This is a genomic window from Pseudoflavonifractor sp. MCC625, from assembly GCF_018784545.1.
Lineage (GTDB): Bacteria > Bacillota > Clostridia > Oscillospirales > Oscillospiraceae > Pseudoflavonifractor_A > Pseudoflavonifractor_A gallinarum.
Map to the genome: position 1 here is coordinate 24,820 of NZ_WQOJ01000047.1, position 22,144 is coordinate 46,963.

Annotated in this window: 21 protein-coding genes; 11 read left to right on the plus strand and 10 right to left on the minus strand. The window is 61.7% G+C overall.

All coding sequences use genetic code 11. The annotated features are described in order from the left end of the window. Positions 1 to 25: 25 nt before the first annotated feature. From GPK94_RS14105 to GPK94_RS14145, 9 genes are all read right to left on the minus strand, one after another. The gene (locus GPK94_RS14105; RefSeq protein WP_215656120.1) at positions 26 to 442 is read right to left on the minus strand and encodes a 4Fe-4S dicluster domain-containing protein; all 417 of its coding nucleotides are present in this window, start codon (positions 440 to 442) and stop codon (positions 26 to 28) included. Next, a complete protein-coding gene (locus GPK94_RS14110) occupies positions 423 to 746 on the minus strand; it encodes a (2Fe-2S)-binding protein (protein WP_101693624.1) in 324 nt (107 codons plus the stop codon). Before GPK94_RS14110 ends, GPK94_RS14105 begins: the two co-directional genes overlap by 20 nt. Beyond that, on the minus strand, positions 743 to 1,822 hold the full coding sequence (locus GPK94_RS14115) for an FAD-dependent oxidoreductase (RefSeq protein WP_215656121.1): 1,080 nt from the start codon (positions 1,820 to 1,822) through the stop codon (positions 743 to 745). Before GPK94_RS14115 ends, GPK94_RS14110 begins: the two co-directional genes overlap by 4 nt. Next, positions 1,819 to 2,130 (minus strand): (2Fe-2S)-binding protein, encoded by a 312-nt coding sequence (locus GPK94_RS14120; RefSeq protein WP_101693622.1) that lies wholly within the window; start codon positions 2,128 to 2,130, stop codon positions 1,819 to 1,821. Before GPK94_RS14120 ends, GPK94_RS14115 begins: the two co-directional genes overlap by 4 nt. A 14-nt stretch (positions 2,131 to 2,144) precedes the next feature. Continuing rightward, positions 2,145 to 3,275, minus strand: a complete 1,131-nt coding sequence (locus tag GPK94_RS14125) for an FAD-dependent oxidoreductase (RefSeq protein WP_193536351.1) — start codon at positions 3,273 to 3,275, stop codon at positions 2,145 to 2,147. A 134-nt stretch (positions 3,276 to 3,409) separates the two neighbouring features. Further along, positions 3,410 to 4,462, minus strand: coding sequence for a BMP family protein (locus tag GPK94_RS14130; RefSeq protein ID WP_193536353.1), 1,053 nt, complete (start codon positions 4,460 to 4,462; stop codon positions 3,410 to 3,412). 117 nt (positions 4,463 to 4,579) lie between these two features. Then, positions 4,580 to 5,500 carry an ABC transporter permease gene (locus GPK94_RS14135; RefSeq protein ID WP_101693619.1) on the minus strand — a complete coding sequence of 307 codons (921 nt, stop codon included), beginning with the start codon at positions 5,498 to 5,500 and terminating at the stop codon, positions 4,580 to 4,582. Continuing rightward, on the minus strand, positions 5,500 to 6,582 hold the full coding sequence (locus tag GPK94_RS14140; protein ID WP_101693618.1) for an ABC transporter permease: 1,083 nt from the start codon (positions 6,580 to 6,582) through the stop codon (positions 5,500 to 5,502). Before GPK94_RS14140 ends, GPK94_RS14135 begins: the two co-directional genes overlap by 1 nt. Further along, positions 6,579 to 8,132 carry an ABC transporter ATP-binding protein gene (locus tag GPK94_RS14145; RefSeq protein WP_101693617.1) on the minus strand — a complete coding sequence of 518 codons (1,554 nt, stop codon included), beginning with the start codon at positions 8,130 to 8,132 and terminating at the stop codon, positions 6,579 to 6,581. Before GPK94_RS14145 ends, GPK94_RS14140 begins: the two co-directional genes overlap by 4 nt. Before the next feature lie 227 nt (positions 8,133 to 8,359). On the opposite strand from GPK94_RS14145, the gene GPK94_RS14150 reads away from it, so the two are divergent. After that, entirely contained in the window at positions 8,360 to 8,578 is a 219-nt protein-coding gene (locus GPK94_RS14150) for a hypothetical protein (protein WP_215656122.1), read from the plus strand. A gap of 52 nt (positions 8,579 to 8,630) precedes the next feature. On the opposite strand, the gene GPK94_RS14155 is transcribed toward GPK94_RS14150, so the two are convergent. Then, positions 8,631 to 9,377, minus strand: a complete 747-nt coding sequence (locus tag GPK94_RS14155) for a GntR family transcriptional regulator (RefSeq protein WP_101693616.1) — start codon at positions 9,375 to 9,377, stop codon at positions 8,631 to 8,633. A gap of 592 nt (positions 9,378 to 9,969) precedes the next feature. On the opposite strand from GPK94_RS14155, the gene GPK94_RS14160 reads away from it, so the two are divergent. From GPK94_RS14160 to GPK94_RS14205, 10 genes are all read left to right on the plus strand, one after another. Further along, positions 9,970 to 11,364 carry a solute carrier family 23 protein gene (locus GPK94_RS14160; protein WP_215656123.1) on the plus strand — a complete coding sequence of 465 codons (1,395 nt, stop codon included), beginning with the start codon at positions 9,970 to 9,972 and terminating at the stop codon, positions 11,362 to 11,364. Positions 11,365 to 11,567: 203 nt separating this feature from the next. Beyond that, positions 11,568 to 12,038 (plus strand): (2Fe-2S)-binding protein, encoded by a 471-nt coding sequence (locus tag GPK94_RS14165; RefSeq protein ID WP_101693614.1) that lies wholly within the window; start codon positions 11,568 to 11,570, stop codon positions 12,036 to 12,038. Between the two features lie 28 nt (positions 12,039 to 12,066). Continuing rightward, on the plus strand, positions 12,067 to 14,331 hold the full coding sequence (locus tag GPK94_RS14170; RefSeq protein WP_215656124.1) for a molybdopterin cofactor-binding domain-containing protein: 2,265 nt from the start codon (positions 12,067 to 12,069) through the stop codon (positions 14,329 to 14,331). 102 nt (positions 14,332 to 14,433) lie between these two features. Continuing rightward, positions 14,434 to 15,162 carry an SDR family NAD(P)-dependent oxidoreductase gene (locus tag GPK94_RS14175; RefSeq protein WP_101694009.1) on the plus strand — a complete coding sequence of 243 codons (729 nt, stop codon included), beginning with the start codon at positions 14,434 to 14,436 and terminating at the stop codon, positions 15,160 to 15,162. A gap of 40 nt (positions 15,163 to 15,202) precedes the next feature. Further along, on the plus strand, positions 15,203 to 16,162 hold the full coding sequence (gene mch / locus GPK94_RS14180) for a methenyltetrahydromethanopterin cyclohydrolase (protein ID WP_101693612.1): 960 nt from the start codon (positions 15,203 to 15,205) through the stop codon (positions 16,160 to 16,162). A gap of 85 nt (positions 16,163 to 16,247) precedes the next feature. Further along, on the plus strand, positions 16,248 to 17,225 hold the full coding sequence (locus GPK94_RS14185) for a thiamine pyrophosphate-dependent dehydrogenase E1 component subunit alpha (RefSeq protein WP_215656125.1): 978 nt from the start codon (positions 16,248 to 16,250) through the stop codon (positions 17,223 to 17,225). Further along, entirely contained in the window at positions 17,222 to 18,205 is a 984-nt protein-coding gene (locus tag GPK94_RS14190; protein WP_101693610.1) for an alpha-ketoacid dehydrogenase subunit beta, read from the plus strand. Before GPK94_RS14185 ends, GPK94_RS14190 begins: the two co-directional genes overlap by 4 nt. 15 nt (positions 18,206 to 18,220) lie before the next feature. Continuing rightward, the gene (locus GPK94_RS14195; protein ID WP_186962856.1) at positions 18,221 to 19,534 is read left to right on the plus strand and encodes a dihydrolipoamide acetyltransferase family protein; all 1,314 of its coding nucleotides are present in this window, start codon (positions 18,221 to 18,223) and stop codon (positions 19,532 to 19,534) included. 168 nt (positions 19,535 to 19,702) lie between these two features. After that, positions 19,703 to 21,103 (plus strand): amidohydrolase, encoded by a 1,401-nt coding sequence (locus tag GPK94_RS14200; protein ID WP_101693608.1) that lies wholly within the window; start codon positions 19,703 to 19,705, stop codon positions 21,101 to 21,103. A gap of 22 nt (positions 21,104 to 21,125) precedes the next feature. After that, the gene (locus GPK94_RS14205) at positions 21,126 to 22,133 is read left to right on the plus strand and encodes a dihydrofolate reductase family protein (protein ID WP_101693607.1); all 1,008 of its coding nucleotides are present in this window, start codon (positions 21,126 to 21,128) and stop codon (positions 22,131 to 22,133) included. Positions 22,134 to 22,144 lie beyond the last annotated feature (11 nt).

Sequence of the window (22,144 nt, forward strand, 5' to 3'; positions counted from 1 at the left end):
GTCGAACTGGTTCGACAAGCGGCTCTTATCCCCGCCAGGGCTTCATGCCCCGGACCTGCTGGACCAGGTCCTTGGGGACGGCCATGCGCACCAGATTGGTGTGGTCGTAGGCGGTGAGGGAGAGGACCTTGACCACCCGCCCGGTGCACAGGGTCTCGCCCAGGTTGTTCCGGGACTCCACCTCCAGCCCCACCGGGGGGAGGGGAAGATACTCATAGGGGAAGTCGATGGTGGCCTCGCTCTCGCTGAAGTCGGGGTCGATCAGGAAGCAGGCCTGACCGGGGCAGGAGGCCACGCAGGCCCCGCAGCCCACGCACTTCTCCGGGTCGGCGTGGGGGAGCTCCGTGATGTCGTCTCCCACCACGATGGCGTGGGTGGGACAGGCGAACTGACAGGGATTGCAGGGGATGTGCTCCTTACAGTCAATGAGAATCCGGCGCATGGACCTCTCCTCCTTCCTCGCTCTCCACCGCGCCGTCCACGGTCTCGGCCAGCAGACTCAGGCGGATGGGCATGATGGGCAGACGGATGCTGCCGGGGAGAAACTGGTCCACCGGCAGGTGGTAATAGGCGCTTAAAATCTGGGCGATGAGGCGCTTGCAGGTGCGGCCCTGACAAAAGCCCATGCCCGCCCGGGTGCGCTTCTTGATGGCGTCCAGGGAGTCATCTCCCAGCCGGATGGCCTCCATGATCTCCTCCCGGGTCACCTCTTCGCAGCGGCAGACGATATCGCGTTCCTGTTTCATGCCTTCCAGACCTCCTCTTTCGCGCGGCGGCGTTTTTCTCCAAAGGGTCCCTGGCGCAGCCGGTCCAGACGGCCCTGGATCTCGGCCCGGCGGCCCTCGTAGGTCCCCACGTCCAGCAGGCCCAGGCGGTAGGCGGCCCGGGTGCCGGCCAGGCGGCCCTCGTCCAGGGCGGTGCTGGCCTCCTCGATGCCGGCCAGGTCGCCGGCCACCAGGATGTTGGAGCGGCTGCTCTCCATGTGCCGGTTGTGGCGGGGGAGCTTTCCGCCCAGGGATCCGGACCAGACCAGGTCGCACCCGCTCACGTCGGCCAGCTCGACCCGGGGGGTGAGGCCCACGGCCAGGCAGAGGGTGTCGCAGGGGATGACCTGCTCGGTGCCCGGGATGGGGGCGAAGTGCTCGTCCACCTGGGCGATCTCCACGGCCTCCAGGGAGCCGTCGCCCATGGCCCGGGTGACCGTGTGGCTCAGGAGGACGGGCACGCCTGCCCGGCGGACCTTTCCGGCGTGGACGGCGTAGCCGGAGAGCTTGGGGGCGGCCTCCAGGATGGCCTTGACGTTGGCACCCGCCTGGAGGAGCTGATAGGTGACGATGAGGCCCACGTTGCCCGAGCCCACCATCACGATGTTCTGCCCGGGCAGGACGTGGTGGACGTTGGCGAAGGTCTGGGCCGCGCCGGCGGTCATCACGCCGGGGAGGGTGCAGCCGGGGAAGGCCAGGGCGTTCTCCGAGGCGCCGGTGGCCAGGATCAGGTAGGAGCCCTGGTAGCGGACGCTCTCGGTGTCGTTGGCGGCGGTGACGCTGCCGTCGGGGAAGATGCCCCACACCCGGCGGCCCAGGTGGATCTCCACCCCGGCCTCCTCGGCCTCCTGGAGCAGCTGGCGGCCGATGGCGAAGCCCCGGGTCCCGGCGTAGTGCTCCCGGGAGCCGAAGAACTTGTGGATCTGCTTGAAAAGCTGGCCGCCGGGGCGGTCGTTCTCGTCCAGCAGGAGGACCTTGGCGCCCTGCCGTCCGGCCTCGATGGCGGCTCCCAGACCGGCGGGTCCGGCCCCCACCACGATCACATCATAGTGTTTCATGAAGCGCTCCCTCCATTTCCCTCCTGGGTGCGGACGGTCATGCCCTCCCGGACCCGGGTGATGCAGGTTTTCACGTTGGGCTTGCCGTCCACCTCCATCACGCAGTCGGTGCACTGGCCGATGCCGCAGAAGAGGCCCCGGGGCTCGTGATAGCGGGCGGTGTGGCGGAAGGTGCGGATGCCGTTGGCCATGAGGGCGGCGGCGATGGTATCTCCCTCCCGGGCCTCGATGGGGGTGCCGTCCACCGTGATGTGGACCACGGGGCGCTCCTCCACGGAGAGGATGGGATGTTGTTGGATCCGATGCATCAAAATTCCTCCTTTCAAAGGGCAGAGACGGTACGGTCGGGGGAGAAGGCGTCGCCCTCCCACACGAAGCCCTCGTCCAGGGCGCGCACCAGCACGCGGGCGGCGGCGGGGGCGATGGAGAAGGCCCCCTTGAAGCCGGTGAAGTGGAAGAGGTTGGGGAAGGAGCGGCTGAAGCCGAAGATGGGGAGCCCGTCGTGGGTGAAGGGGGTGACGCAGGCCCAGGCCCGGACGATCTCCAGGTCGCCCAGGGTGGGGAAGTGGTCCAGGAAGGTGCGGGCCGTGAGGCACAGGCCGGGGAGCGTGACCTCCCGGCTGTCCACCCCGGAGGTCTCGGTGGCCTGGGCGATGATGACGCTGCCGTGGGCGGTCTGCACGCCGCCCAGACCGATGTGGCGGCGCAGGGACATGTCCCGGTGGGCCAGGAACATCTCGCCGCCCACGATGGGACCCCGGATGCAGGGGGGAACGGGCTGGGAGACGAAGGCGGTGGCCCGGTGGTAGCCCAGGGGGATGGAGAGCCCCAGCATCCCGGCCAGATCCAGGCTCCAGGCGCCGGCGGCGTTGACGAAGAGGTCGCCCTCCACCCGGCCCTGGTTGGTCTGCACGGCGGTGACGGTGTCGCCGCAGGTCTCAAATCCGGTCACGCAGGTGTGGAGGCGGATCTCCGCCCCGGCGTCCTCGGCCTGGCGGTAGTAGTGGAGGGTGGTGAGCAGGGGGTTGAGCTTGCCCTCATGGGGGCAGTGGAGCACGCTGTGGATCACCGTGTCGTCCAGGAAGGGCTCCACCTCCCGGGCCTCCTTGCCCACCAGGATGCGGGCGGGCTCGCCCAGGCGGCGCAGGGCGTCGCAGACGGGGAGGGCCCCCTCGTACTGGGCCTCATCCTGGAGGACCACCACGCCGCCGGAGCAGTCGTATTCGATGGTCTCTCCCAGGTGGGAGAACTCCTCAAAGGTCTCGCAGGCCAGGGCATAGTGCCAGGGCTCGATGCGGTCGAAGAGGGAGAGCTGCCCCAGGTTGGCGCCCGAGGCGCCGCAGGCCAGTTCGCCCTTTTCCAGCACGGTGACCGGATGTCCGGCCCGGGCCAGAGCCGCTGCCGCCGCGGCGGACATCAGACCGCCGCCGATCAGTACCACACGTGGCTTCATGGGAAAGGCTCCTTTCATCAGTTGAGATAGAGGATAGAAAACGAAAAAGGGCCGGCGCAGCTGCGCCGGCCCTCCTCGTATATTCGGTGAGGAGATAATGCGAAGTTCAAAGGATCGCGTTGGAAAAGCAGAGGTTAGTTGTAGGCAGCCAGCTGCTCCTTGGCAGCGTCCTGCTCATACTCGTTGGGAACGTCGATCTTGCCGCTCTTGATGTCCTCGTAGGCCTGATCCACGGCAGCCTGCACGTCCTCGGGCAGCGGGATGTCGGGGTTCCACTCCACGGACACACAGCCGTTGGCGATGGTCAGGTACATGATCTCGGCCTCAGCAGTGCCTTCCATGATGGCCTTGGTGGCCTCGTCATAGCCCACGTTGTAGTCGCCGATGATGTTGCCCAGAACCTTGCCGGGAGCCATGTCGAAGAAGTTGCCCAGGCAGCCGAAGGTGTAGACGTTCTCGCTCTCGCCCACGGCCTTCATGGCGCCGGCCTGACCCTCGTTGGAGTTGGAGAGGATGAAGTCGGCTCCGCTCTTGATCTGGTTCATAGTGGTCTCATAGCACTCGTTGGAGTCGGGGGAGCTGAGGACGGCCTCCTGGATCTTCAGGTCGGGGTTGACGCTCTTGGCGCCCAGGGCGAAGCCCATGGTGGTCTTGGTGTAGGCGGGGTAGTCGCCGCCCAGGGTGAAGGCGATGTTGTCGGTCTGAGTCATCATACCGGCCGCCACGCCCAGCACATAGGTGCCTTCCTCAGCGCACATGCACACGGGGAAGAGGTTGTCCCGGATCTCGGTGCCGCCGAAGGTGACGAACCAGGTGTCGGGATAGTCCTCGCAGATCTCAGCGAAGGGAGCGGAGCACTGACCGCCGTGACCGAAGACGATCTTGTAGCCCTCAGCGGCCATGGTCTCGGCCTCGGACTTGATGACGTCGGCGGTGCCGGCCTCAACGGTGGCCACCTCGTAGCCGTAGTTCTCCTCCAGCTTCTTGCCGGCCTCGGCGCCCTGCTGGGAGAAGCCGCCGTCGGTGGGGGAGCCGGGGATCAGGATGCCGATCTTCACGTCGGAAGCCTCGCTGCCGCCCTCGGCGGGAGGAGTGCTGCCCTCAGGAGTGGTGGCGGTGCCGCCGCCGCAGGCGGCAGTACCGAGCAGGAGCGCGCCGGACAGGATCAAAGGGATCAGCTTTTTCATGTTCATTCCTCCAATAAAATGTTTTTAAAACCAATGGTTTTGGTTACGGAATGGGATAAAACGTGATCAGACAGGATCCATACATTCTTCTGAGGAAGGGTGCTTGGATGGGAATGCTTACGCCTTCTCGTAGGCCACGCCCTTGGCGCTGGCGTCCACGGCCTTCTTCTTGCAGGCGGCCAGAACAGCCAGAACGGTGACGATGTAGGGCACCATCAGGATGAGGTTGTTGGGGATGTTGAGGCCCGCGTTCTGGAGGGTCATCTGCAGGGCGTTGGAGCCGCCGAAGATCAGAGCGCCCAGAAGCACGCCGCCGGGCTTCCACTTGCCCAGGACCACCACGGCCATGGCGATGTAGCCCTTGCCGCCGGTCATGTCCACCTGGAAGGTGTTGGACTGGGCGATGGCCAGGTAGGCGCCGGCCATACCCATCAGCAATCCGCTGAAGAGGGTGGCGGCATAGCGGGTGGTGAAGACGTTGATGCCCAGGCTGTCGGCCGCCTTGGGATGCTCGCCCACGGCGATGATCCGGGTGCCGATGGAGGTGCGGTTCATCAGGAACCAGATGGCCGGAACCAGGATGAAGCCGATGTAGACGATGATGTTGTGCTGGAAGAAGACCTCACCGATGAAGGGGATGCTGGAGAGGCCGGGGATCTGGATGGGAGGGAAGGGGGTGACCTGGGTGCCGCCGGTCTGCGCGTCAAAGAACATCTTGCGGAACAAAACGGCGGTGAAGCCGGAGCCCAGCATGTTGATGGCGCAGCCGATGACCACCTGGGGTGCCCTGAAGCGGATGGAGGCCACCGCAAAGATCAGCGTCATGAAGCAGCCTGCCAGCATACCGGCCAGCATGCCCAGCCAGTAGTTGTTGGTGTAGTAGGCCACGGCGAAGGCGGCAAAGGCACCGGTAAGCATGGTACCCTCCACGCCGATGTTGATGAGGCCGGCGCGCTCAGAGACCACCAGGCCCAGAGCAGCGATCAGAAGGGGAATGGCCATGCGAATCGTCGCAGCGAGGAAAGAAGAGAGATCCATTACTGCTTCGCCTCCTTCAAAACAGGCTTTTTACCGGGACGGGCCGGAGCGGTACGCTTTTTCTTCACGCGGCTGACCGCGGCCACAGCGACAAAGATGATGATGATGCCCTGCACGATGTCAGCGAAGGAAGAGGAGACGCCGATGTTGCGCTGCATGGCAGTGGAACCGGACGCCAGGAAGCCGAAGAGCAGGGAGCTGAGGATGACGCCGATGGGGTTGTTGTTGGCCAGGATGGCCACGGCGATGGCGGTGTAGCCGTAGCCGTTGGAGATCTTCTCGTAGAGGTAGTGGGCGGAGCCGGCCACCTCGAACGCGCCGCCCATGCCGGCCAGAGCGCCGGAGATGAGCATGGTGGAGATCATGGTGCGGCTGACGTTGATGCCGCCGTACTTGGCCGCGGTGGAGTTGTAGCCCACGGCGCGCACTTCATAGCCGAAGTAGGTCTTGAAGAGCAGGATGAAGATGACCACAGCGGCGATGCAGCCGAAAAGGAAGCCGGGATGCAGCTTGGTCTTGGCGATGAGGTAAGGCATGAAACCCTGCTCCGCGATGGTGTAGGACTGGGGCTCGGCCTGGCTCAGGTCGCGCATGGGGTTGCGGACCAGATAGCCCACCAGCTGGAGGGCGATGTAGTTGAACATGATAGTGGTGATGATCTCAGAGATGCTGAACTTGGTCTTGAGGAGACCGGGGATGAAGGCCCAGGCGGCACCGGCCAGCGCGCCGGCCAGAACCATGAGGATCATCAGGAGGATACCGGGCATATAGGTGAAGGTGATGCCCACCCAGGTGGCGGCGGTACAGCCCATGATGAACTGACCTTCTGCGCCGATGTTAAAGACGCTGCCGCGGTTGCCGATGGCCACGGCGATACCGGTGAACAGAAGGGGACAGGCCTTGTTCAGGGTGTTGCCGAACACGCGGAGATTGCCGAAGGTGGCGTCCCACAGGGAGACAAAGGCCTCATTGGCCGGATAGCCGAAGGCCGTCAGCAGCAGCCAGCTGCAGATGACGGCGAAGAACACCGCCACCAGGGGTTTCCAGATGGACTGTAACAGTCCCGTCAGTTTTTCTTTCATCCTTGGACGCCTCCTCCTGCGGCAGCGTGCTGCTCCGCCTTCAGATCTTCTTGGCTCTTACCGGCCATCATCAGGCCGAGAATGCTGACGTCGACATCGGGAGAGACCTCACCCATGACGCGCCCGCCGTGCATGACCAGGATACGGTCGGAGAGGGAGAGGATCTCGTCCAGGTCGGTGGAGATGAGCAGGACCGCCTTATCCTTGGCGCGCTCCTCCACCAGCTTGGAGCGGACGAACTCGATGGCGCCGATGTCCAGGCCGCGGGTGGGCTGGATGGCCAGCATGACCTTGGGGTCACGGGAGACCTCGCGGGCCAGAATGACCTTCTGCTGGTTGCCGCCGGAGAGGCCGCCGGCCAGATACTCGGGATCGTGGGGACGGATATCAAAGGCCTCCACCATCTCGGCGCCGTGCTTGGTGATGGCGTGATTGTCGGCCATGAGACCGTGGGCAAAGGGGGCCTTGCGCTGGGTGCCCATGATCAGGTTCTGCTTGATGGGGAACTGGAGGACCAGGCCCTTGGTGAGGCGGTCGTCCGGGATGTGGGCCAGGCCCAGATCCAGGTGGCGGCGGATGTTGGCCTTGGTGACCGACTCGCCGTCCAGACGGATGTCGCCGTCCTCGATCTTGCGTCCGCCGACGATGGCCTCGCCCAGCTCCAGCTGGCCGTTGCCGTCGACGCCGGCGATGCCGACGATCTCACCGGCGTGGACCGCAAAGGAGATGCCGTCCACCGCGGGCAGGCCCTTGTCGTTCTTGACGCGGAGATGGTCGATCTCCAGCAGGGGCCGGCCGGCCTCCTTGGGCTCGATCTGCCGCTCCAGATGGACGTCGCGGCCCACCATCATGTGGGCCAGCTCTTCCTCGGTGGTGTCCTTGACGTTGACCGAGCCGATCACCTCGCCCAGCCGCATGACGGTGACGCGGTCGGCGTAGGTCATAACCTCGCTCATCTTGTGGGTGATGAGGATGATGGAATAGCCGCTGTCGGCCAGCATCCGGATGGAGGTAAAGAGCTCTTCCACCTCGTTGGGGGTCAGAACAGCGGTGGGCTCATCCAGAATGAGGATCTTGGCCTGACGCATCAGGACCTTGAGGATCTCCACCTTCTGCTGCACGCCGACGGGGATCTGCCAAATCAGGGACTGGGGATTGACGTTGAAGCCAAACCGGTCGTTGAGCTCCTGGACCTTTTTGTCCAGCTCTTTGATGTGGTGGACGATACCCGTCTCTTTATCCATGCCGAGGAAGATGTTCTGCGTGACGGTGAGCTGGGGGATCAGCATGAAGTGCTGGTGCACCATGCCGATGCCGTGCTGAATGGCCACGCTGGGGCTGGACATGTGAACTTCTTCCCCGTTGATGAGAATATGTCCTTCGTCATGGGCGTAAAGGCCGTAAAGGATGTTCATCAGGGTGGACTTACCGGCTCCGTTTTCGCCGAGCAGCGCATGGACTTCGCCTTGCTTCAGGGTAAATTCGATGTTCTTGTTGGCACAAAAATTCCCGAAGTATTTGCAGATGCCATGCATTTCTACAACGTTCATTTTCTGGCTCCTTTCGGATTGGTTTGTTTGCCGATGGGAACACGAGCTTTTCCGTTCGAAGCGCCGGAGAACCGCAGGGACACGGTAGACAGGCTTTCCAGCAGATCGCAGATGCAGAGACAGAGGTACAAGTCCCTTGTACTACATAAAACTTATGATGATTATATAAAGATACCCTGGTAAAGTCAATATAATTTTGACAAATCTCACGAAAGGGCGTGTAGATTATGAAAAAGAAGAAACTTAAAATAAAGCATTATTCTATAAAAAAAGAAGGAAAGATCGGGCAAAAAAACGCGGGAATCGCAATGGAATATTACACAAAAGAAATACATTATAACATCATAAGACTATACAGTTTAAATAAAAAGGAAACAGAAAAGACAAAAAAAGAAGAGGGTACGTCAAATCTGTTACAGAGTCATCGCATCGTAAAACAGGTTTGACGTACCCTCACAAAGGGTCAGATCGGGGGGATTTCCAGCCGGTAAGGCGGCCTTACCAGTTTTTCCGCAGGAACTTGAGGTCCAGGAACCCGCTGCGGAAATAGATGGTGGAGTGGGCCACGATCTCATGGTCGTAGTTATAGACATAGTCGTCCATCAGAAGGACGGGCTCGTGCTCGCCCAGGTGCATCAGCTCGATCACAGCGGGGGGCGGGATGACCGCGTCGATGTGGGAGAGGGTGTAGGCCATGGTGGTGTGGCAGTACTGCTCCAGGAACTGATAGTGCCCCATGTTCTGGAGCTTGAAGATGGAATCCCGGGCGGGCTCAGCAAAACGCCCGTCGATGTGGTCGGTACAGTAGGCGGCCACGACGCCGTCGATCCAGCCCAGTTTTTCGGTATTTAAATAAGAGGTAGACTCCGGACCGAAAGCGGGGTCGTTCTGGAACACGAAGCCCAGGTTCAGAGACTCGATCCGGGGGTGGTAGCCGGCCTCCTCCATGGAGCGGAAGAGCTCCGGAGCGGTATCCAGCCGGAACGCGTTGTCGGCCAGCTGCGGATTGGCAATGGTACCCTTTCCGCGCCGACGGGTGACCACACCCATTTCCTCCAGAGAGGCCAGCGCGTCACGCAGCACATTCCGGCTGATGCCCAGCCGGCGCGAGAGCTCGTCCTCATTGGGAAGTTTGAAAGGGGCGTTGTCCTGACTTGAAGTGCGGATGAGATCCAAGAGCGCACGCTTTGTTTTATAGGAGAGCTGCTTATTGTCTACCCGCAGGATATGCAACTGATCATCCATCTAGTACCACGTCCAACAAAGTTTAATTCGCCTGAGAAACATCCTTATTATACCTCCCGGACCTGTTGAATGCAAGACTATATTCAAATAAACGAAAAAAAGAAAAAATGAAACCGGAAAATAAGATAAAATAGACAATCGGAAGGTTCGTGTAGCGAAAAAATTGATTTTTGTAAATGGAAGAAATGCAGAATAGAAGGAAAGACCCTGCAAAACCGTTCGTTCTACTTTGTGAAAGTGCCGAAGAAAGAGGCTCAAAAAAATATTTGGTAGTACTAATATACTAAAAAGTCATATAAAGTGAATGAAAAGAGATAGAAGCGGAACATAAAAAAGTAAAATTAGCATTTGAAATTTAGCATATTATACAGAATTAATAAAAATGAGGGAAATCCATAAATAAAATTGACATATTAGACGGAGCGGTCTATACTGACCTTAGTACTACAAATGACCAAGGAGAGATGATTCAGACGCGGTGACCCCAGCCGGGAACCCCAGTGAAATGAGTGTTATTGCGGAAGATATGAAATAAGGTGTTATATATCCTGTCTCTCGGCGTTCTGTAAATCCAAAAGAAGGTGGATTCGAGATGGAAAACCTCAAGTATGGAATCAACGACAAGCCAACCCTTGTAAAGACCATTCCCCTTGCGTTCCAGCACGTGCTCTCCGCTTTCGCAGGCACGCTGTCCGGCGCACTGATGCTGGCGACCGGCATGGGCATGAACAGCCAGGATACCGCCCTGGTCGTCCAGTGTGCCATGCTCATCTGTGCCGTGGCCACCATCATCCAGTCGGTAGGCATCGGCCCTCTGGGCGCCCGTCTTCCCATCGTTACCGGCGGCAGCTACACCCTGATCGCTCCCATGGTGGCCCTCTCCAAGGACATGCCCATCGGCACGGTGTTCGGATCCTCCTTTGTGGCGGCCATCGCGCTGACCGTGCTCGGCCCTCTGGCGGTCAAGTATCTGCATCGCTTCTTCTCCCCCGTGGTGACCGGCAGCGCCGTGCTGGCCGTCGGTATGTGCCTGATGGGCAGCGCCTTCAGCTACATGGTCAACAACTCCGCGGACCCCGCCAATGAGCCTCAGATCTGGCTCTTCGTGGGCATCGCTCTCTTTACTCTGGTTCTCACTCTGGTGCTGGACTCCTTCACCAAGGGCTTCGTCCAGTCCTGCTCCATCCTGATCGCTATCGTCGTGGGCTACGTCCTGTGCGTGGTGCTGGGTCTGGTGGACTTCGCCAGCGTGGGCACCGCCTCCTGGCTGGCTCTGCCCAAGCCCGTGAACTTCGGCTTCGGCTTTAACTTCAGCGCCATCATCACCCTGTGCATCGTGCACATCGCCACCGTCATGGAGAACATCGGCGACACCACCGGCGTGGTCTCCGGCGTGGAGGACCGCCTGCCCACCAAGAAAGAGCTCATGCGCGCCGTCAGCGGCGACGGCCTGGGCAGCATCTTCGCCGCCCTGTTCAACGGCCTGCCCGTGATCTCCGGCTCCCCCAACGTGGGCATCATCACCATGACCGGTGTGGGCAGCCGCTTCGTCACCCTGGCCGGCGGTATCATCATCGGCATCCTGGCCTTCTTCCCCAAGTTCGCGCAGGTCCTGGCTCTGACTCCCTATCCCGTCCTGGGCGGCGTGCTCTTCGTTTCCTTCGGTACCATCGCGGCCTCCGGTATCCGCGTGATCGGCATGAGCCGTATGAGCAAGCGTGACATCACCATCCTGGCCATGGCCATCGTGGTGGGCATCGGCGGCAGCGCCGCTTCCGCCAGCCTGAGCTTCCTGCCCTCCACCGTGCTGACCCTCATCACCGGCATCCCCGGCACCGCCATGACCGCTCTGGTCCTCAACATCATCCTGCCCCGCAGCAAGGCGGACAAGGAGTTCGAGGCCAAGCAGGCCGCCGAGAACGCCCGCCTGGAGGCTGAGGCCGAGGCCAAAGTGGCCGCCCAGACCCAGAAGAGCGGCAAGAAGTAAGCATTTTGTACCGGTTCCGGCGGGCGGGACAGGGGCGGGAAACCGCCCTTGCCCGATCTGCCAAAAACAGACCCTGAAGTTTGGTTGTTTTTTTCAAAAAAACAGGCGAAAGAGATATGAAGACTGCGTGACATTTCCGATGAGATTCGGTATAATAGGGCCAGGGAACCATTAATAAGACTTATGAAGGAGAACGGGTAACTATGGAATCCATTGAACTGAAAATCAACGGAGAAGTCAAGTCGGTCCAGGTGGAGAAAAACTGGACGCTGCTCTATGTTCTGCGTGAGGTCCTGGACCTGACCGGCGCCAAATGTGGATGCAACACCGGCGACTGTGGTGCCTGTAAGGTGATCATCGACGGCGAGGCGGTCAACTCCTGCCTGGTGCTGGCCCCCAAGGCCGTGGGCAAGGACATCTGGACCATCGAGGGCCTGTCCAACGGTCCGGAGCTCCATCCCATCCAGCAGGCGTTCATCGATGCCGGCGCGGTCCAGTGCGGTTACTGCACGCCGGGCATGGTGATGTCGGCCAAGGCTCTGCTGGACAAGAACCTGGATCCCTCTGAGGAGGAGATCCGCGCCGCGATCTCCAACAACCTGTGCCGCTGCACCGGGTATGTGAAGATCGTGGAGGCCATCCGGCTGGCCGCCGAGCGCATGCGCAACGCTTAACGAGGATACAGGAAAGGACGCAAAACATATGAGCTGTGAAACTCCTACCAACGGAATGATTGGAAGCCGCCTCCCCGTGCGGGACGCACAGGTCAAGGTCACCGGTCAGCTCAAGTACGTAGCCGATATGAAGATGCCCCACATGCTGCACGCCAAGGTGCTCTTCAGCCCCGTGGCTCACGCCCGGATCAAGAGCATCGACACCAGCGAGGCGGAAGCCCTGCCCGGCGTGCGTGCGGTGGTGTGCTACAAGAACGCCCCCGACATTCCCTTCAACTGCTGCGGCGAGAACATCGACGAGAGCAAGAACGAGCGCATCTTCGACCAGGTGGTCCGCTATGTGGGCGACAAGGTGGCCGCGGTGGCCGCCGACACCGTGCAGATCGCGGAGAAGGCTCTCAAACTGATCAAGGTAGAGTATGAGGAGCTGCCCTTCTACATCGACCCGGAAGAGGCCATGAAGGAGGACGCCTATCCCATCCACGAGGGCGGCAACATCGCCGAGGTGGTCAACCTGAACCAGGGCGATGTGGATGCCGGCATGAAGGAGGCCGACCTGGTCTTTGAGGACCGGTACAGCCTGCCCGCCATCCACCACAGCGCCATCGAGACCCACGCGGCCCTGGCCTCTTACGACGCCAACGGCAAGCTCACCGTCTGGTCTCCCTCCCAGGACGCCTTCGCGGTGCGGGTCAACCTCTCCCGGCTGTTCGGGCTGAAGATGAGCCGGGTCCGTGTGGTGGCCTCCGCCATCGGCGGCGGCTTCGGCGGCAAGATCGACATGATCGTGGAGCACGTGGCGGCGCTCCTGTCCATCAAGACGGGCCGCCCGGTGCGCCTGGTCTACACCCGGCGGGAGGACATTCCCTCTTCCCACAGCCGCCATCAGATGATCGTTTACCTCAAGACCGGCGTGAAGAAGGACGGCACCGTCGTGGCCCAGGACTTCAACCTGGTCATCAATGCCGGCGCCTTCGCCGGCGGCACCTCCAGCGTGGCCTGGGCCATGGGCGGCAAGGCCTTCCGGATCATGGACACCCCCAACATCCGCTTCAAGGCCACCGAGGTCTATACCAACTGCACCTGCGGCGCGGCCATGCGCGGCTTCGGTTCGCCCCAGCTGTTCTTCGCCCAGCAGCGGCAGTTCAACAAGATCGCCAAAGAGCTGGGCATGGACCTGACCGAGTTCCTCCTCAAGAACCTGAAGGGGGAGCTGGGCATGGACCTGCGCAACAACACGCCTCTGGGCAACACCTATGCCAAGGCCTGTGTGGAAAAGGGCGCTGAGATCTTCAACTGGAAGAAGGCCCTGGAAGAGCAGGAGGCCTCCCGCAAGGAGAACGGACGCTACCGCATCGGCGTGGGCATGGCGGTGGCCGCCCACGGCAACGGCGTGTTCGGCGTCCATCCCGACACCACCGGCATCATCCTGCGGATGAACGAGGACGGCACCGTGATCCTCTCCAGCGGCTGCTGCGATATGGGCAACGGCTCGGTCTCCCTCCAGGGCCAGCTGGTGGCCGAGGTCCTGGGCATCCCCATGACCGACATCGAGTACATCCAGGCCGATACCGACGCCACCCTGTGGGATCTGGGCAACTACTCCAGCCGCGGCACCTACGTCAGCGGCGCGGCGGCGGTGAAGGCGGCCAACAGCCTGAAGAAGATGCTCCTGGAGGAGGCGGCCGACGTGCTGCCCGAGGATCCCGACCGGATCGTGTTCCACGACGGACGGGCCTGGAGCCTGAACTACCCCGACCGCTCCGCCAGCATGGCGGACCTGGCCCACCACGCCCACCACAAGAACCAGCGGGATCTGGTGGTGGCCGAGACCTTCGCCAGCCAGGCCATGGCGGTCTCCTACGGCGCCCACTTCGTCAAGACTCAGGTGGACACCGAGACCGGCGAGGTCAAGGTGCTGGACTATGTGGCGGTCCACGATGTGGGCACCCCCCTGAACCCCATGTCGGTGGAGGGCCAGATCGAGGGCGCCATCCAGATGGGCCTGGGCTATGCGCTGTGCGAGAGCATCGACCGGGACGAGAAGGGCAAGGTAAAGAACGGCACCTTCCGCACCTATCACATCTTTACGTCCACCGAAATGCCGCCTATTCGGATCGGCTTTGTGGATAAACCGGAGGAGACCGGCCCCTACGGAGGCAAGAGCATCGGCGAGTGCTCCGTGGTCCCCGCACCGGCCGCCATTGCCAACGCGGTATCCAACGCGGTGGAGGGCGACTACCATGACCTGCCTCTGCGCAAAGAGGTGGTGCTTGCGGGTCTTCCCCAGTAAGCAGCATCGAAACGCCTCGATTTCGAGGCGTTTCGGAAGAGGGACGGAGGGTTCCGTCTCCCTTCCGAGACGCCCCAAATGAATGGAAATGGAGCTGATACCATGGAATTTGAAGGAAAGGTTGCCGTCGTTACCGGCGCCGGACAGGGCCTGGGTGCAGGCTTTGCCAAGGACTTTGCCCGCCAGGGTGCCAAGGTGGTCCTGCTGGGCCGGACCCTCTCCAAGGTGGAGAAGGTGGCCGAGGAGATCAAGGCCGAGGGCGGCTGGGCGCTGGCCCTGGGCTGCGACGTGGGCGACCGGGACCAGGTGAAGGCCAGCTTTGAGCGCATCTTCGCTGAAGTGGGCGGCGTGGACATCCTGGTGAACAACGCCGCGTATCACCGCTCCCTCTCGGTGCTGGACACCAGCATGGAGGAGTGGGACAAACACATCAATTCCAATCTGAATGGTACCTTCTACTGCATCAAGGCAGTGCTCCCCGGCATGGTGGAGCGGCGCTACGGCAAGATCATCAACATCAGCTCGTCGGGCGCCAAGCTGTTCTTCCCCGGCTTCGGGGCTTACGCGGCCTCCAAGGGCGGCATCGTCTCCCTGACGCAGATCCTCTCGGAGGAGGTCAAGAACTACAACATCAACGTCAACGCCATCTATCTGGGCATGACCAATACCGAGCACACCCGGGAGCGCATCGACAGCGACCCCGCCGTCACCGTCAAGCTGGACGAGATGCTCCAGGTGGACGAGGTGTCCAAGGTGGTCTGCTTCCTGGCTTCCGATGCCGCCGCTCCCATCATGGGCGCCGCCATCGACGTATTCGGAAAGAAAGCATAAGAACGGAATAAAAAATAAGACAGAAAGAAGGTAAAACAAGATGGTCAGTACGAATCAGCGCGCCATGAAAGTGGTGGAGGAGCTGCTGGAGAACGCGGAAGCTCTGGGCTGCAAGGTGGTCAAGCTGGACTGCGGCGCCACCGTCATCGACCTGGGCCTCAACTGCCGGGGCAGCTGGCAGGCCGGCGTCCTCTTCACCCGGGCGTGCATCGGAGACCTGGGAGTGGTCAGCCTGAGTGATTTCAAGCTGAATGACCAGTACAGCTTTGCCGCCGTCAATGTCTTTATCGAGCAGCCCCTCATCGCCTGCCTGGGCTCTCAGATCGCCGGCTGGAAGCTGGGGGAGGGCGAGTTCGCCACCATCGGCTCCGGTCCCGCCCGCGGCATCGCCCACGTGGCCTCCGACTGGTACTTTGAGATGACCGACTACAAGGACGACTACGACAAGGCGGTCCTGTGCATCCAGGATGTGAAGTATCCCTCCAATGAGATCGCCCTGGAAGTGGCCAACGCCTGCCATGTCAAGCCGGAGGACACCTACATCCTGATGTCTCCCAGCACCTGTGTGGCCGCCTCCATCCAGGTCTCCGCCCGGATGCTGGAGCAGACCTGCCACAAGATGTTCGAGAAGCACTTTGACCCCGCCCAGATCGTCATGATCCGCGGCAAGGCCCCCATCGCCCCGGTGGTGAAGGATGAGCTCAAGACCATGGGCCGCATCAACGACGCCCTCATCTACGGCAGCGAGATCGAGGTGTGGGTGGACGCCGAGGACAAGGACATCGCCAAGGTCATCCACCAGCTGGCGGGCAAGACCTCTTCCCCCAACTACGGCGAGCTCTTCGAGGACGTGTTCAAGGATGCCGGCTGCGACTTCTTCTATGTGGACCACGATGTCCATTCCGTGGGCAAGATCCAGATCCACAACGTGAACACCGGCCGGGCCTACTGCGCCGGCGAGATCAACTACGAGGCGCTGGAGCGCAGCTTCCTGAACTAAGGGATCTCAGCGCGTCACCTAAAATTTTTTAGGTGAATCCGTTTGTGATACATACTACTAATTTCAATAAATAGGAGGAAACAAGATGGCACTTTCGAATGAAAGATTATTGAAGCTGTATCGTGACATGGTCATGATCCGCCGCTTTGAGGAGGTCATCGAGACCTATGCCGCCAACGGCACCGTCCCCGGCTTCGTACACCTGAGCATCGGCCAGGAGGCCTGCCAGGCCGGCGTGGTGGACTGCCTGAAGAAGACCGACTATAAGTTCCCTGATCACCGCGGACACGGCGCCATCTGCCTGTGCGGCACCGATCCCAAGCTGGTCATGGCCGAGATCTTCGGCAAGGCCACCGGCATCAACCACGGCCGCGGCGGCTCCATGCACGTCAACGACCTGGACTGCGGCAACATGGGCTTCAACGGCATCCAGGGTTCCACCATGGTTACCTGCCTGGGCACCGCTTTTAACGCCGTTTACAACCACTCCGACGCCGTTACCGCCGTGTTTATGGGCGACGGCACCCTGGGTGAGGGCACCTGCCATGAGAGCATGAACATGGCCGCCACCTGGAAGCTCCCCATCATCTACTGCCTGGTGAACAACCAGTACGCCATCTCCACCAAGTACACCGAGGCTCATCCCCAGAAGCGCCTGAAGACCTGGGGCGAGGGCTACGAGGTGCCCAGCTTCTTCGTGGACGGCAACGACATTGAGGCCGTCGTGGAGGCCGTCGAGGCCGCTGTGGAGCGCGCCCGCAAGGGTGAGGGCCCCACTCTGCTGGAGTTTGACACCTACCGCTGGCAGGGCCACTTCGCCGGCGACCCCGCCGCCTACCGTCCCGAGGAGGAGGTCCAGGCCTGGAAGGATCGCGATCCTGTGAAGCTGTGCCGCAACACCATGCTGGAGCGCGGCATCTCCGAGGCCGACATCAAGAAGATCGAGGACGAGGAAGAGGAGCACGTGCAGGAGATGCTGAAGTTCTCTCTGGAGAGCCCCTATCCCGGCATCGAGACCGCTACGACCTACACTTATGCTGACAGAGAGGTGGAGACGAGATGAGCAGAGGAAAGAAGCTTTCTTACGGCATGGCCATCAACGAGGCCCTGCATCAGATCATGGAGCAGGACGAGCGCGTGTTCGTCCTGGGCGAAGACGTAGCCAAGATGGGCGGCGACTTCGGTATCACCAAGGGCATCTGGGCCAAGTGGCCTGACCGCATCAAGGACACCGCTCTGTCCGAGTCCGCCATCCTGGGCCTGTCCTGCGGCGCCGCCGTCTGCGGCCTGAAGCCCGTGCCCGAGATCATGTTCGCTGACTTCCTGGGCGTCGGCTTTGACCAGATCACCAACAACGCCGCCAAGCTGAACTACATGTATCAGGGCAAGGCCCACTGCGGCATCACCGTCCGCGCCCCCCAGGGCGGCGGCATCCGCTGCGCCTACCATCACTCCGCCTGCGTGGAGTCCTGGTTCATGAATACCCCCGGCCTGGTCATCGTGTGCCCCACCACCCCCTATGAGGCCAAGGGCCTGCTGATCTCCGCCATCAAGAGCGACAACCCCGTGCTCTTCCTGGAGCACAAGGCTCTGTACAACGTCAAGGGCGAGGTGCCCGAGGAGATGTACGAGATCCCCCTCTACGAGGCCGAGATCGAGCGCGAGGGCAGCGACGTGACCATCGTGGCCACCCAGACCATGCTGGCCAAGGCCCACAAGGCCGCCGAGGAGATGGAGAAGGAGGGCGTCAGCTGCGAGATCATCGACCTGCGCACCGTCTTCCCCTACGACAAGGACACCATCCAGAAGTCCGTCGCCAAGACCGGCCGTCTGGTCATCGCTCAGGAGGGCGTCAAGTGCGGCGGCTGGGCTGCTGAGATTTCCGCTATGATCAATGAGGACGTGTTCGAGTACCTGCGCGGTCCCGTCAAGCGCGTGACCGGTCTGGATTCTCCCATGCCCTTCTCTCCGGATCTGGAGGACTACGTCATGCCTCAGCAGGACGACGTGGTCAAGGCCATCCGCGAGGTTATGGAATATTAAGGGGAGGATACGACAATGATTACGAAATACGGTATGCCGAAGTTCGGCCTCTCCATGGAGACCGGCATCATCGGCGAGTGGCTCGTGAAAGAGGGCGACTCCGTGAAGAAGGGCGACGCCCTGGTGGAAGTGAGCACCGATAAGATCACCAACACCGGCGAGGCTCCCTGCGACGGCGTGATCCGCAAGATCATCGCTCAGGTGGACGACGAGATCCCCTGCGGCGAGACCATCTGCCTCATCGCCGACAGCATGGATGAGCCCGTGGACGGCGACGCCCCCGCCGCGGCTCCTGCCGCCGCTGAGGCCGCTCCTGCCGCTGCCCCCGCTGCGGCTCCCGCCGCCGCGCCCGCCGCTCCCGCCGGGGATGTGAAGATCACCCCCCGCGCCAAGAAGATCGCCGAGGAGAAGGGCCTGGCCTACGCCCACATCAAGGGCACCGGCCTGCTGGGCATGATCACCATCGACGACCTGAAGAAGTACGGCAAGCCTCTCTCCGAGGTGGCTGCTCCCGCTGCTCCCGCGCCCGCTGCGGCTCCCGCCCCTGTGGCCGCCCCCGCGGCTCCTGTGGCCCCCGCGCCCGCGGCCGCTCCGGCTCCTGCCGCCGCTCCCGCCCAGGTCTACAACACCGCGCCCTGCGCCGAGGGTGACGTCATCACCAAGATGACTCCCATGCAGTCCGCCGTGTGCAAGGGCATGATGAACTCCCTCCAGGGTTCCGCCCAGATCACCATCGCCACCGAGGCCGATGTGACCAACCTGGTGAAGGTGTACAAGTCCATCAAGGGCAAGTACAAGAACGCCGGCGTGAAGCTCAGCTACACCGCCATGCTCATCAAGTCCGTGGCGCAGGCTCTGGAGAACCATCCCGCCATGCGCATGACCGTGGCCGACGCCAACCACATCAAGACCACTGCCCGCATCAGCATCGGCTGCGCCGTGGACATCCCCGACGGCCTGATCGTGCCCGTCATCCGGGACGCCAACCTGAAGGACCTGCGCACCATCTGCCTGGAGCTGGCCGATCTGACCGAGCGCGCCAAGGCCGGCAAGCTCAACAGCGATGAGCTGGGCAATGCCTCCATCACCATCACCAACCTGGGCATGTTCGGCATCACCTACTTCACCCCCATCATCAACGCTCCCGAGGGCGCCATCCTGGGTGTTGGCGCGATCCTGGAGAAGATGATGGTGAAGGACGGCGGCTTCTATCCCGGCTCCGTCATGAACCTGAGCCTGACCCACGACCACCGTGTCATCAACGGCGCGCCCGCGGCCCGCTTCCTCCAGGAGGTCATCACCGGCCTGCAGGACTTCAAGTGGCTGTAAGACACGCCCCACGGAATGGCTGACGACCACCCACTGATATTGACGTGAGCACTTCCGCTCACTGAACCGAACCGGCGGCGGCCAACCCAAACTGCGGTTGGCCGCCTGCTGTCTATCCGGCTTAGATTGGCATCCCCGCATGTATACGAAACGGAAAGGATCGTGGCTATGAAGCAGATTGACCTCATTATCAAAAATGCCTACCTCATCACCATGAATGCCAAGCGGGAAGTGATTCCCAATGCCTGCATCGCGGTGGAGGGAGACAAGATCCTGGCGGTTGGAACCGATGCGCTTTTGGAGCAGTATCAGGCCGACAAAGTTATTGACGCCGCGGGCAAGTATGTCTTCCCCGGCTTTATCAGCACCCACTCCCATCTCTTCCAGACCATGCTCAAGGGTCTGGGCCGGGACAAGTTCCTCATCGACTGGCTCAACAGCTCTGTGCGGGTGGCCCTGCACAACTTCGACGAGGAGACCGTCTACTATGCCGCCCTGCTGGGCTGCATGGAGGGCATCCGCTCCGGCACCACCACTATTCTGGACTATATGTACGCCCACCCCATCGCCGGGCTGGACGACTGCGTGACCCAGGCCTTTGAGGACATCGGCATCCGCGGTGTCCTGGGCCGTGCCTTCACCAACGTGGCTTCCTTCCCGCCTGAGATCGCCTGTCCCCGTGTGGAGACCGAGCGGGACTTCTTCGACGACGTGCGCCGTCTGAACACCAAGTATCAGAACCACTCCCGCATCAGCGTGTGCATGGCCCCCGGCATCATCTGGGACCACACCGACGAGGGCTTCCGGGAGATGCGCAGCACCGCCAATGAGCTGCACATGCCCATCACCATGCACCTGGTGGAGACCCCCGACGACGACGCCTTCTCCCGTGAGCAGTACGGCGAGGACACCATCCCCCACCTGGAGAAGCTGGGCGTCCTGGGCCCCGACTTCATCGCCGTGCACTGCGTGTATATGAAGGACGAGGACCTGGATACCTTCAAGAAGTACGACGTGAAGGTCTCCCACAACCCCAACTCCAACATGGTCCTGGCCTCCGGCGTGGCCCGCATCCCCGAGATGCTGGAGAAGGGCATCACGGTCAGCCTGGCCTGCGACGGCTCGGCCAGCAACGACACCCAGAATATGCTGGAGGTCATCAAGGCGGCTAGCCTCATGCAGAAGGTCCATCACTGCAATCCCTCCCTGATGCCCGCCTCCACCGTGCTGGAGCTGGCCACCCTGGGCGGCGCCCGCACCCTGGGCCGGGAGAGCGAGCTGGGCTCCGTGGAGGCCGGCAAGAAGGCCGACTTCATCCTCTTCGATCCTCTGAGCCCCTGGTCCGCCCCCGTGTATGATCCGGTCAGCACCCTGACCTATGCCTGCAGCCCCGACAACATCAAGGCGGTGGTCATCGACGGCAAGGTGGTCATGGAGAACGGCCATATGACCACGGTGGATGAGGAGAAGGTCATCCGCGAGGCCCAGCGTCTGGGCACCAAGCTGGTGGAGAAGTCCGGCCTGGGCAACGTCCAGTGGGGCCAGAAGATGCCCCTGATGCACATTTGATCTGGTGGGAGGTAGTAAAACCATGAATAAGCTGTTCTTTTTCCAGACCCCGAAGGAAAATCTGAAGATCAACGTGGTCTTCCGGGACGAGAAGCTGCTGGAGTCCTTCAAGGCCGACTCCGCCGAGACTGAGGTCCTGCCCGACGTCCACGACTACTATACCGACATCTACTTCCCCAAGGCGCCCGCGGATCGTCCCTACACCTTCTCCTCCATCGTGCTCTCTTCCGATGGTAAGATGGCCTATCAGGACAATCCCTCCGGCCCCCTGGTGGCCAAGAACAACTTCCTGGATCCCGACGGCTCCCTGGGCGACTTCTGGGTGCTCAACGTGCTGCGCTCCTATGCCGACGGCATCATCGTGGGCGCCAACACCCTGGCCAAGGAGCCCGGCATCACCTGCCACGTCTACGACGAGGACCTGACCCGTCAGCGCCGGGAGCACCTGGGCAAGAAGCATCAGCCGGTCAGCGTGGTGGTCTCCTTTGACGCTACCGACATCCCCTTCGACCACTACACCTTCGACGTGGACCCCGCCGAGGAGCTGAAGATGGTCATCGCCACCGGTCCCGACGGACTGGACTACATCCAGAAGAAGTCCCCCCTCAAGCACGTGGTCTACGGCCCCTTCACCTGCAAGGAGGATGTGGACAAGGCGGAGCTGGCTCCCCTGGACCGGGACTACGACGTGGTCCCCGTCATCGTCACCGGCGAGGGCAAGAATCCCGACGGCCATGTGATGATGTACGTCCTCAAGAAGCTGGGCCTGGAGAAGCTGTGCGTGGAGTCTCCCTCTTACTGCGCCTACATGCTCAAGGAGCAGATGCTGGATGAGTACTTCATCAACTACTCCATGGTCTTCGTGGGCGGCACCACCACCCCCGGCTCCTTCATCTCCTACGGCCACCTGGATCACCCCCACGCCGATCTCATCTCTCTGGGTACCCACAAGAGCAACTTCCTCTTTACCCGTCAGAAGATCCGCTACAACGTCAAGCAGGAGACCGACCTCTCCGCCTACAAGTATTAAACTGAAACCAT